We start from the raw sequence: 12,091 nt of genomic DNA, 5'->3' as shown, positions 1-12,091 counted from the left end.
TGGTTGTCGTTAGCCATCTTTTTTTCTGTTTTAGGATATAGTTCAAGGGGAGGATGTGACCGATGATGGTCAAATCCTCCCCTGTTTTAGGCTATCTATTTCCCGACAGCCCCTTTTTATATTACCGCATGACGTATCCAAGGGTCGCGGACAGTCTCTTGACAGCAGCGGTAAGAGTTTGGCTTATTGTCTGTTCTTCCTCTTGGGTGAGCGTGGTCCCGCTGATGCTGATAGCTCCCAGAGGTGTATTGGTGTAATTCATTACGAGGGCACCCACACAGAATATGTTATATTCATTTTCTTCCCGATCCAGGGCGTAATGTCTCTGTTTGACTTCACTTATGTCTTGAAGTAAAGCGTGGATGTCTGTAATGGTATGTTCGGTTAGAGGCTTTACATCAAATTTTTCCCATTTATCTATGATCTCATTATTGGAATACGTGGACAAGATGGCTTTGCCGGCGCTTGTACAATAGAGTGGGGAACGCCGTCCAACGTTGGTATAGACGGAGAAGGACGGTGCCTTCTGCCCAATACTCTGCACACATAAAACCTGGTTGTTGTCCTCTACTGAGAATTGTGCAACCCGCCCTGTTTCTCTGCTTAAATCCGCAAGTGTGGAGTTGATCAGCGATATCTGATCCAGATTTTGTACAGCGTTGATACCTACTTCATATGTCTTTAATGTAAGACTGTATTCATTGTTTGGTCTCTTCTCAATATAACCGTTTTCCACTAGTGTATATACCAGACGGGAGAGAGAAGCCTTGCTGATATTAACCTTTTCATGTAATTCAGCTAATGTCATATTACCTGAACGGGATATAGTCTCGAGAATCTGAAAAGCACGGTCAATCGCCTGAATGGTTTCCATTTTTTGTATTGCTTTGCTCAAAATATATCCTCCTTATCTTTATTTCGAGAGATAAACTCTTTGTTTCATTATACATTTTTATGAATCTGTGCGCAAGAGAAATTTTGAATGGCAGCTTGAGATAGTGATTTATAATTTTGAAAAAAGAATCGTTATTGTTTTAAAATGAAATTAGAATATATGAAATGAAACGATACAATAATAAAAAAAAGATTTTTATGCTCTCTAGTTTACCTACTCTGGTTTAAATATTTCGCTTTAATCGCCGGGACAAGATGCATAAAAATGACAGGAAAATCTTATGCATAATTTAATGATATAATATTTGAAAGATGAATCAAAATATAGTAAAATGAAATAAATGATAAAAATAGAAATTTAAAGTAAAATAATGAAATAAAGGAGAGGAAAAATGGAAGAAATGAGAAGAGTATCACTGTCCATGTTCACCGATGAGGATTTGCAGAGAGTGCATGATTACTCAATGAAACTTTTGGCAGAGAACGGTGTCCATATTCCCAGTGACAGAGCACTTGGACTTTTTAAGAAACATGGTTTTCGTGTAGACGGCACACAGGTTTATATGACGGAGTTACAGGTCAGGGACGCACTTGAAAAAGCACCTTCGCAGTTTGTGATGAATGGTCTTGATGCTAAGAAGAGTATTAATCTGGGGGGCGGCGATTATGGTGTTCCGGGACCTATCGGACCGGTTAATATAACGGACCTCGATAAGGGGATCCGACGCGGTACTCTGCAGGATGTGATCAATCTGATCAAAATCTACCAGAGCAGCAAAGTTATGACTATGAATTCCAATAACGGTGTTGAGGCCAATGATGTGGACCCGGTCAACCGCCATCTTGAGATCATGCGTGCCCTGTTAAACCATACAGATAAACCATTCTATACCAAGCTGTTCTCTTATGAAGAGATGCATCAGGCCATTGATATGGTTGAGATCGCTGCAGGTGAAAAACTCAGGCCTGGAGGAAAAGTATATCTGGCACCGGGGTCTGCGCCGTCTATGAGTCCCATGTCGTACAGCCGTGAGGTGGCTGACAATATTATCGCACTGGCCGAACGGGGTCAGGCTGTTACTATGGGAACTGCCACAAGTACAGGGGTGACCGGTCCTATTCGCATCTTTGGTACTATTACCATGCAAAATGCAGAGGTTCTGGCAGGAATTGTTCTTGCGCAGCTTGTGAATCCGGGCAATCCTGTAGGCTACGGTGTGGGAGCCTGTCCCGGCAATATGAAAGGCGCAACCTACTGCTGCGGTTCACCGGGACGTGTGATGCTTCAGATCGGTTCCATGGAAATGGGGAAAAGATTCTATCATCTGCCCTCCAGAACAATTCCCTACAGCACAGATGCTCTTAACTGTGATATCCAATGCGGCATTGAATCTTATGAGGGCACTATGGCAAACATTCTCTCCAATGCAGATTACCAGTTGTCTGAGATCGGAACGCTGGATGGCCTTATGACTACATCTTATGAAAAAACCATTATTGATGAGGAGATCACCAGCCGTCTGCTCTATATCAGAAACGGTATTGATGTGTCTGAGGAGGCTGCTTCCTTAGCGTCTATTATGGAGGAGGGAAGCGGCGGCCAGTTTATTACCAGTGACGATACCCTTGATTATATGTATGATTCCTGGTACCCGGACTATACTGACTGGAACAGCAATTATAAGAAGAGACCAATGGAGGATTATACTTATGTTCTTCGCCGGGCCAATGAGGAATGGAAACGCCGCCTGGAGGAAGCACCGGAGACCCTGCTGGACAAGAGTACAGCCGAAGAGATTGATGCATATGTAGAAAAACATAAAAAATAAGAGAAGCAGAAAAAAGAATATTGAGGGTTTTGAATAGTTAAATATTATAAAAATCGGGGAATGTTTGATCTATATCATACATTCCCTATATTTTGAGCTTTTTTTGCTGTGACAGTATATTAAAAAAATTGTGAACGATTTCCAAAAGGGATTTTCCAATGGTTATTGCAGTAAATGTGAAAATCTTCCGTGTTGTTATAAAAGGGTTTTCCTTCTTGAGATAGGCTAAGGGTATAACCGAAGGAGATAGGCTAGGAATATAACCAATAAATATAAAACAATGGTATAACCAATGGATATAAACAATTTAGACAAAATGATTGCCTGATATTTATGCAAGATTTAAAAATGTTATATTTGATAAATGAATAATATAATGTTAAAATGAAATTATAAAACATAAAAGTGAAATAAATAATTAAATAATAAAATAAATGGAAAGGAGATTGAATCATGGCAAAAGCAAAAGCAACCGCAGACACAAGCCTTTGCAAAGGCTGCCGCTTATGTGTGGATGTATGTCCAGTGAACGCCATTGAGCCTCTCACTGAGATTAACAAAAAGGGATATGAGATCATCAGGATCAAGGAAGAAATCTGTATTGGGTGCGGACAGTGTTATAAAATCTGTCCCGATTATGTATTTACCATTGAGTAGAAGGAGGCAGAGAAGATGAGTAAAGGATTTCAATTAATGAAAGGCAACGAGGCTATAGCTGAAGCCGCTCTTCGCGCGGGATGCCGCTTCTATGCAGGTTACCCCATCACTCCCCAGAGTGAGATACTGGAATATATGTCAGCGAATATGGCGGACCGCGGAGGCGTTTTTGTCCAGGGGGAAAGCGAGATCGCAAGTATAAGTATGATATGGGGAGCGGCGGCATGCGGTGAGCGTGTCATGACAAGCTCTTCGGGACCGGGCTATGATTTGAAACAGGAAGGTATCTCTTATCTTTCTTCCTATAATCTTCCGGCGGTCATCATAGATGTTATGCGCTATGGTGTAGGTGATGGCGAGATCACAGAGGGACAGGATTCTTACTGGCTGGCAACCAGAGGCGGCGGGCACGGAGACTCCAGACAGCTTGTGCTCACTCCCGGTTCCGTGCAGGAATGTGCAGAGCTGACCTATGAAGCTTTTGATCTGGCTGAAAAATACCGTACTGTAGTCATTATCCTCAGTGACGGCGGAATCAGCCAGATGATAGAAAAGGTAGTCCTTCCGGAGGCAAAGGAACACGACAAAAGTAAATTTGACTGGGCGATCAAAGGGGAAAAGAAAAAAGAGGAACCAAAGGTAAAGGTCACCAACCTGGACCGTTCCATGGATTACAGCGCGTATGATGCCATGGTACGCAAAAAATTCTCTGACATGTATCACAATGAGCAGCGTTGGGAGAATTTCATGACAGATGATGCAGAGCTGATACTGACGGCATATGGCATTTCTTCCAGGATCTGCAGATCAGCAGTCAGAAGAGCCAGAGAAGCAGGTATGAAGCTTGGGCTGATCCGTCCTATCACAGTATGGCCTTATCCAAAAAAAGCTTTTGAAAATCTTCCGGAGGGTTTGAAAGGGCTGGTTACTGTTGAGATGAGCCTCTCCTCTCAGATGGGACTTGATATCCGTCTGGCTACGGAGTATAAGGTTCCTCTCTATGGCTATCTGACATCCAAATATGTTCCCACGACCCAGGGAATCGTAGACTTCTGCAGAGAGGTACTGGCAGGAGATGTTAAGGAACTGGAGGTATATTGATATGGCAGCAAAAATGAAAAAACCAGAGATGATCAATCAGCAGGTGGGATGGTGTCCCGGCTGCGGGCATGGGATCATACAGCGGCTGATCGCAGAGTGCTGTGAAGAGCTGGAGCTTTGCGAAAAAACCATTCAGGTAGTGGATATTGCCTGTGCTTACTGGTCCATTGACACCCTGAACTGTGACGGCATCGCAGGTCCTCACGGGCGCTGCGCGGCAGTGGCAACAGCGATCAAGAAGGTCTATCCCGATTCCAATGTGTACGTTCATGCAGGGGACGGATGTTCTTATGTGATCGGCCTTTCCGAAACGTGCTATGCGGCGCAGAGAAATGTGCCTATAACAATGATCGTGGTAAATAACGGAATATTCGGTATGACCGGCGGCCAGATGTGCCCCGCTACCACACTGGTGGGGGATAAGACTGTCAGCAGTAAAAAGGGAAGAGATGACAAAGTGGCAGGAGAACCCTTTGATATGCTCAACATTCTTCAGAATTATAAGATCGCGTATGCGGCAAGAGGTTCCCTATGTGATCCGAAACACATCGATCAGACAAAGAAGATGTTAAAGAAAGGTTTTGAAAACCAGAGGGACAAGAAAGGTTTCTCCATCATTGAAATCCTTTCCCCATGTCCGACCAACTGGAAATTATCGCCGGCAGATGCCATGAAGAAGATGAAAGAAGAAAATGAAAAGGTATTCCCGGTGAAGGTATACGTAGACAATGGGGGTGACAAATAATGGCTGATATTATGTTTGCAGGTATCGGAGGTCAGGGTGTTTTGACAGCCGGTAAGATTTTGATCGAGATCGCAGCGGAACATGGAAAGAATGTAAGCTGGACCAGCGAGTATTCTGCAGAGATGCGCGGGGGAATTGCCCTTTGCCGTGTCGTGGTATCTGATGAGGAGATCGGCAGTCCCTATCCTGATTATCTGGATGTACTTTGCTGTATGAATGAGGATGCTTATGATAAGTATATACCTGATATGCGAAACGGGAGTAAAGTCATCATAAACCGTTCCGTTTTTGGCCAGAAGCAGTTTCCAAAAAATGTGGAAGTGTATGGGGTGGACGCAGTAGAAATCTCTTCAGAACTGGAGAATCCAAGAGGCTTGAACCTGGTTGTTCTCGGAGCCATGATCAGAGCTACCCATATGATGGATGTCCGGGAATTTGCCGGTACATTGGAGGCTTATTTTCATAAAAAGGGTAAGGCCGGTGACAAGAATGTGAAGTGCTTTATGATGGGATATGAGAGAGCGGAAAAGATGCAGTGAGGGATTAAATATGGATTTAAAAAAATTATTAAAACCGGAGACAGTAGCTATTGTGGGTGCCAGCGAAAAAGCGGGTTTTGGGGGAGACACCACCCGCAATTATCTGAAGTTCTCAAAGAACCTGGATAAGCTGTATCTGGTAAATCCGGGAAGGGACAGTATTTTCGGGCGGAAAGCTTACCATTCCCTGACAGATATCAAAGGGGATGTGGATTTAGTTATTTTATGTACGCCTCAGAAAACCATACTTCCCTTATTAAGAGAAGCGGCAGGGAAAAACTGTGGCGGGGCAGTAGTCTTTGCCAGCGGTTACGGTGAGACCGGTGCAGAGGGGAAAGCACTTCAAAAGGAGCTGACAGAGGAAGCAGACCGACTGGGAATCGCTGTCATGGGGCCAAATTGCGCAGGGTTCGCCAATTTTATTGATGGTACCTTCGCGTTTGCTTTTCTGGTGGAGGAACGGGACCGTTCAGGCAATATCGGCATGATATCCCAGAGCGGGCAGATCGTTCTGGGAGGACTGGACAGCCCGGGTATGGGATTTTCCCATGTGGTTTCTTCCGGCAATTCCTGTAATGTAAAGGTGGAAGATTATCTGGAATTTCTGGTGGAGGACGATGACACAAAAGTAGTTGCCGCGTACATAGAAGGAATCACAAAGCCGGGGAAACTGGTGGAAACCTTCCGAAAAGCTGCCTTAAAGAAGAAACCGGTGGTGATATTGAAAACCGGCCGTTCCGGCAAGGCACAGGAGCTTGCCGCTTCCCATACAGGCTCTCTATCAGGCGCTGACAAGGTTCTCAGGGCTGTATTCAGGCGTTATGGCGTGATTGAGGCCAGGGATCTGGAAGAACTGTGCGGATTGGCAGCGGCATTTTCCTGGCTGGAGGAACTTCCAAAGGGACAGAGGTGCGTATTTATGAATGTATCCGGCGGTGAGGCAGGGGTCATGGCTGATCTGGCAGATGAGTTTGGAATTCAGTTGGCAGAATATCACCCTGAGACCAAGGCATATCTTCAGACTTTAGTACCGGATTACGGTTCTGTAAATAATCCCTTTGATATGACAGCGGGAATTGGATACAACACACCTGTTATGGTACAGGCTATGAAAGCTATTGCAAAGGACAGTCACGTGGATGCTATCTGCATTGCCTACACGATCACACCGGAGATTTGGGATGACACGATTTCCCATATGGTGGAGGCAGCAGCCACTGCCAGAGATAATCCGGATATGAAGCCGGTCTTCTGGATCCCTTTCATTGAGCATACAAGACATCAGGCGAGTGCGGATATCCTGCACAGGGCAGGAGTTCCGCTGCTTCCGTCAGGGCGCTATGGATGCCGTATATTAAAGCAGATCCTGGATTTTGCGGCTTTTGATTTTCAGGATGCGGAAGCGGCAATTCCCGAAAAAGCACATGGAGTTTGCCGGGGACTCAGTGAATACGAAAGTCTGAATTATCTGAGGGAGCATGGCGTACCCATTCCGCCTCAGGCTGTGGCAGCTACAGCTCATGAAGCTGTACAGGCTGCCGGGAAGCTGGGATATCCTCTGTCGGTGAAAATACATTCAGCCGATATCCAGCATAAATCTGATGTGGGTGGAGTGAAATTAAACATAAAAGATGAGGCGGAGCTGCGCGCAGCGTTTGAAACCGTAATGACAAACTGCAGGAATAACGCACCGGAAGCCAAACTGGAAGGTGTACTGTTAAAACCCATGCTCAAAGCAGGTGTTGAGATGATCATTGGAGTGAAGAATGACAAAGATTTCGGCCCTATGATCATGGTAGGGATGGGCGGTGTGTTTGTAGAACTCTTCAAAGATGTGCAGTTGGCGCCGGCACCCCTTACGAAGGAACAAGCTCACAGAATGCTGGAAAGCCTGAATTCCTATCCCCTGCTGAATGGTTACCGGGGGAATCCTGTATGTGATAGAGATGCCCTGGAAGATTTACTTGTGGGTATCAGTAAAATGGCCGCAGACGGCAGGGACAGCATCAAAGAACTGGATATCAATCCTGTATTTGTGACAGAGGATGGTGTGTCTATTGCAGATGCGCTGCTTGTACAGTACAGAGATTAAGGAACAGGAATATAGGAAGGAAAATGGAGGAAAGTTTATGGAACTGAAAGAATTGGTAAGTGAGGAGGCTTCTCCGGCATTGGGTCCCTATTGCCACGGAAGAAAATACGGCAATATGATCATCACATCAGGACAGATCCCTCTCACAAAGGATGGAGAGTATGTATATGAGGTCAAAGCAGCTACAACACTGGTGCTGAATAATCTGCTCAGTATTGTAAAAGCAGGTGGCGGATGTAAGGAAAGTGTAGCACGGGTTGATGTGTTCATCAACAGTCTGGATGATTTTGCTGCCATTAACGAAGCTTACGCGGAATTTTTCGGGGGCCATAAGCCCGCCAGAGTCTGTGTACAGGTGGAGGCACTCCCTTCGGATGTTCCTTTAGAAGCCTCAATGATCGCCTTTGCAGATGACTAAGGAGAGGATTGGACGGAAAGCTTAGCAGAGGATTGAACAAAACGCTGGACGGTGGATTGAATGAAGGATAAACAGAAATCTGAGCTAAAAAGAAGAAGGAGGCTTTTAATGAATAAGATTGCATTTAAGGGCGGTCTGCTGATCGACGGCACAGGGGCGGCACCGGTGAAAGACAGTCTGGTACTTGTGGATGGAAATAAGATTACTTATGCCGGTGTGGGGAAAGCGGTGGATGTACCGGAGGGATACTGCTGTATAGATATATCCGGCAAAACCATCATGCCGGGGCTGATTGACGCCCACCTGCATTTTTCCGGAAACCTCACAGACAGTGACAGTGACTGGGTGCTGGAGGACAATATACAGAAGGCTGTAGTGGCGGTACAACAGTCTCATGAATGTCTGGAGACAGGTTTGACAACGGTTGGAGAGATATCCAGGTTTGGCATCCATATCCGGAATATGATAGAGGCAGGGGTGATGAAAGGGCCGAGAGTAGTGGCTTCAGGGCTGGGTTTTTGCGCTACATGCAGCCATGGAGACTCCCATAAGCTGTCTATAGAGATGAATAAAGCGGCCCATCCCTGGGCTGAGTGTGTGGATGGCCCGTGGGATCTCCGCAAAGCCGTCCGCAGACGTCTCAGGGAAAATCCCGATGCCATAAAAATCTGGGCAACAGGCGGCGGCATCTGGCGCTGGGAGACAGCCATGGACCAGCATTATACCATGGAGGAGGTACAGGCAGTAGCGGACGAGTGCAGTATGCGCCATATTCCTGTGTGGTCCCATTGCTTTGGAAGCGCCTATAATTCTGCCAAGGCAGGAGTTGATTTGATCATACACGGGCAGTCCCTGGATGATGAGACACTGGATCTCATGGCGGAAAAGGAGATTGCTTTTTGTCCAACCATTAATTTTATGCCGGCCTGGTTTGATACGTTCCCTCCCAAGTATGACCCAAAGCTCCACGACAAATATCCGGGTGATTCCGTAAAGGAAAAAGAGCTGAACCGAATCTATGACAATCTGAGAAAAGCCAATGCCAAAGGTATTATCCTTACCATTGGTTCAGACTCCTTTAACTCTCAGATGACGCCGTATGGGGAGACCACGGTGGGGGAATTATACGCGTTTGTAGAAAAGGCGGGGATCAGCCAGATGGATGCCATAGCTGCCGCAACGATCAATGGAGCCAAAGCCCTTCGGGTAGGTGATATTACCGGATCTCTGGAGGCGGGAAAAAGCGCTGATTTACTTGTGATAGATGGCAATCCGCTGGAAAATATCAGGACTATAGCCGTGGAGAATATGGTTGTGATCATGAAAGAAGGCGATTTTGTTAAAAATCGGCTGGATAAATAAAATTTTTCATAAGGAAGCTTCTTGGCAGGAGAACCGGCAGCCGGATTGAAATGATCCGCTGCCGGTTGTCTGTGAATAATAGATAAGCCGCATTTATTCGCTGCTGTTTTTTGTTTTTATAGATTACCAATGAGTATAGTGACCGTAAAACGATCCTCTGTATAAGAGATATCCATATCTCCTTCATATTTGGATACCATATCACGGACATTCTGCACCCCGAATCCGTGAGTGGTTTTGTCGGCCTTTTCTGTGAGAAAATGGTCTTTTTTTACGGTGACGGTATTTTTTTTGGAATTGGAAATCTCATAACTGAAATATCCTTTGTCAAATCTGGCTTTCAGGGATATTTGTCGCTTGGAAACCTCCTGTATTTTTTCACAGGCTTCTATGGCATTATCCAGGGTATTAGAAAAAAGGGAACACAGGCTGATGTCGTCAATACCTAAAAGCCCATCTATGGAAATATTGAAAAAACAGTCAATCTGTTTTTCAAGGGCAGTATTATACTTGCTGTTCAGCACAGCGTTGACAATACTGTTTTTGCAGAAAATACGGTTATTTACAGTCAGTTCCCCTGATAGCTCACGGAAGTATTTCGTTGCTCCTTCAAAATCCCGGTTCTGGATAAAGGAATAAATCACGCTCAGATGGTTTTTCATGTCATGCCGGATTTTTCTCACCGTCTTCTGGTTTTCTTCCAATTCCTCATAGTAGGACTGCTGGTATTTCAGGTTCTGCATTTCCATCTCGCTTTTAATTGTTTTGGCTGCGTAGGAAGTCAGATAGAGGCCGCCCATACCGGTCAGGAAACATGCGATGCAGGCAGGGTAGGTGGTATAGGCCCTTTCCATAGGCGAATAATAGATAAAGGTGATCAATCCCACTGCGGAGGCCAGACAGATAATATCAATGACCAGCCACATGCGCGTGGTCAGCTCTCTGACATGAGGAATCCATTGGCGGCTCATTCTCCATATGAGATACCATACAGGAATGCGCAGATAAATAGTAACAGTATGCAGAAACGTCTGGACAGACAGCGACATATCCTGGTTCATATGCCATAGCTGATAACCTATGTTCTCGGTCATAAAGTTCAGCGATATGATCATGGGATAAATGACAATGCAGACGGACAGGCGTTCCAGGAGCGTTCCTTTAAAAACTATCAGCAGATAGAAGATAAATAACAACAGAACGGCTATGGTTCCTGTCAGCTCTTCAGGATATATATATGGCTGCGACAGAGAAGGCAGGATAAGGAAAGACAGCAGTGTAAATATTTTTTTGTCGCTCCGAGGCGTAAGAAATCTGCGCAGGAGCACAAAAAGGAAGGCGACATATGCGCAGGTGCCAACAAAATTGAATAGATACTCCAGGCGATACAATAATAAAGTGTTCATTTCTTCCACCTATTCCAGCATATATTTTGCGAATGCGATTGCCAAGTCCTGTTTGCAGGAACGGCTGACAGGCAGTTCTTCTTCATCGATCAGAACGGAATTTCCCTGTATGGACTGCACGTATTTCAGATTCACAAGATAGCGGTTATGTATTCTTACAAAATTATCAGGCATTTCTGTTTCCAACTCAGAAAGTTTTCCGTAAAAGGTGTAAAAATCTTCCGGGGTAACGGCATTTACAGAACGTCTGTCACTGGAAAAATACCTTATCTGATTGAGGGGAAGGCGCAGTGTCTGGCCTTTGGACTCCACAAGATAATATTTTTCCGTATCTCTCCCCAGCCGTTCCAGGGCAGTGTGCAGAACAGAGACGATCTTTTCCCTTCGATAGGGCTTCAGTATATAATTGAGAGCCTGTACCTCATATCCTTGGAATACAAAGTCAGGGTAGGAGGTGACAAAGATGATCTCAGGCGCAGATGTCTTTTTCCTTATCTCCCGGGCTGTTGCCACACCATCCAAATCCTTCATCTCAATATCCAGAAAAATAACATCAAACACAGCTTCGTTCAGTGCCCGTACCAGGGCTTCTCCGCAGTCGAATTCTGTGATCTTAAAAGTCTCTCCGGACAGCTCTAGCTCTGTCTCCAGAACTTTTCTCAAATCATTTCGCAGTGATTTCTCATCATCACAAATTACCAGATTCAGCATAAGTCAGTAATCCTTTCAGTTTTGCCGATAGGCAGGATCTGTTTTATAAGATTATAACTTATAGGTGGTTGATGTTACAACTATATTTTAGAGGGATATAGGAGATTGATGTGAAGGATGATTGCTTTGGCATTTTAAACTTATCTGCCTCATTAATAAATTATCTCCGTCATTTACACTGAAAATGGCGGAAATTTCAATAGAATGACGGAAATATTTTTTTATACTCCAGTGTCATTTCATATTATGTGTAAGGGTATCGACGAATAAACATACTATACTGTAGGCGATCGAGCTCCTTTTGGAGGCGGTTGTCTATTTTTATTTTATTTGTATT

The 12,091-nt window shown here is 44.9% G+C and carries 11 protein-coding genes; 8 read left to right on the top strand and 3 right to left on the bottom strand.

Annotation, left to right across the window (positions count from 1 at the left end):
• Positions 1-121: 121 nt before the first annotated feature.
• Positions 122-895 carry an IclR family transcriptional regulator gene (locus BLCOC_RS21520; protein WP_018594537.1) on the bottom strand — a complete coding sequence of 258 codons (774 nt, stop codon included), beginning with the start codon at positions 893-895 and terminating at the stop codon, positions 122-124.
• A 391-nt stretch (positions 896-1,286) separates the two neighbouring features.
• Between BLCOC_RS21520 and BLCOC_RS21515 the strand changes: the two genes are divergently transcribed.
• The 8 genes from BLCOC_RS21515 (at position 1,287) to BLCOC_RS21480 (ending at position 9,637) form a co-directional block, all read left to right on the top strand.
• Positions 1,287-2,723: a trimethylamine methyltransferase family protein gene (locus tag BLCOC_RS21515; protein WP_115623333.1), complete on the top strand. Its 1,437-nt coding sequence runs from the start codon at positions 1,287-1,289 to the stop codon at positions 2,721-2,723.
• Between the two features lie 453 nt (positions 2,724-3,176).
• Complete coding sequence (locus tag BLCOC_RS21510; RefSeq protein ID WP_018594535.1) at positions 3,177-3,380, top strand: 4Fe-4S binding protein; 204 nt, start codon at positions 3,177-3,179, stop codon at positions 3,378-3,380.
• Positions 3,381-3,395: 15 nt separating this feature from the next.
• Complete coding sequence (vorB, locus tag BLCOC_RS21505) at positions 3,396-4,481, top strand: 3-methyl-2-oxobutanoate dehydrogenase subunit VorB (protein WP_018594534.1); 1,086 nt, start codon at positions 3,396-3,398, stop codon at positions 4,479-4,481.
• A gap of 1 nt (position 4,482) precedes the next feature.
• Positions 4,483-5,226, top strand: coding sequence for a thiamine pyrophosphate-dependent enzyme (locus BLCOC_RS21500; protein ID WP_115623332.1), 744 nt, complete (start codon positions 4,483-4,485; stop codon positions 5,224-5,226).
• Positions 5,226-5,765, top strand: a complete 540-nt coding sequence (locus tag BLCOC_RS21495) for a 2-oxoacid:acceptor oxidoreductase family protein (protein WP_029468012.1) — start codon at positions 5,226-5,228, stop codon at positions 5,763-5,765. Before BLCOC_RS21500 ends, BLCOC_RS21495 begins: the two co-directional genes overlap by 1 nt.
• Positions 5,766-5,775: 10 nt before the next feature.
• Positions 5,776-7,857: an acetate--CoA ligase family protein gene (locus BLCOC_RS21490; protein ID WP_115623331.1), complete on the top strand. Its 2,082-nt coding sequence runs from the start codon at positions 5,776-5,778 to the stop codon at positions 7,855-7,857.
• 37 nt (positions 7,858-7,894) lie between these two features.
• Positions 7,895-8,275: a RidA family protein gene (locus tag BLCOC_RS21485; protein ID WP_026255390.1), complete on the top strand. Its 381-nt coding sequence runs from the start codon at positions 7,895-7,897 to the stop codon at positions 8,273-8,275.
• Between the two features lie 108 nt (positions 8,276-8,383).
• Complete coding sequence (locus BLCOC_RS21480; RefSeq protein ID WP_115623330.1) at positions 8,384-9,637, top strand: metal-dependent hydrolase family protein; 1,254 nt, start codon at positions 8,384-8,386, stop codon at positions 9,635-9,637.
• Between the two features lie 116 nt (positions 9,638-9,753).
• On the opposite strand, the gene BLCOC_RS21475 is transcribed toward BLCOC_RS21480, so the two are convergent.
• Positions 9,754-11,043 (bottom strand): GHKL domain-containing protein, encoded by a 1,290-nt coding sequence (locus BLCOC_RS21475; RefSeq protein ID WP_115623329.1) that lies wholly within the window; start codon positions 11,041-11,043, stop codon positions 9,754-9,756.
• 9 nt (positions 11,044-11,052) lie between these two features.
• Positions 11,053-11,754 (bottom strand): LytR/AlgR family response regulator transcription factor, encoded by a 702-nt coding sequence (locus BLCOC_RS21470; protein WP_115623328.1) that lies wholly within the window; start codon positions 11,752-11,754, stop codon positions 11,053-11,055.
• Between the last annotated feature and the right edge of the window lie 337 nt (positions 11,755-12,091).

Source organism: Blautia coccoides, assembly GCF_034355335.1.
GTDB classification, from domain to species: Bacteria; Bacillota; Clostridia; order Lachnospirales; family Lachnospiraceae; genus Blautia; species Blautia producta.
This window is presented reverse-complemented; position numbering and strand designations above follow the sequence as displayed.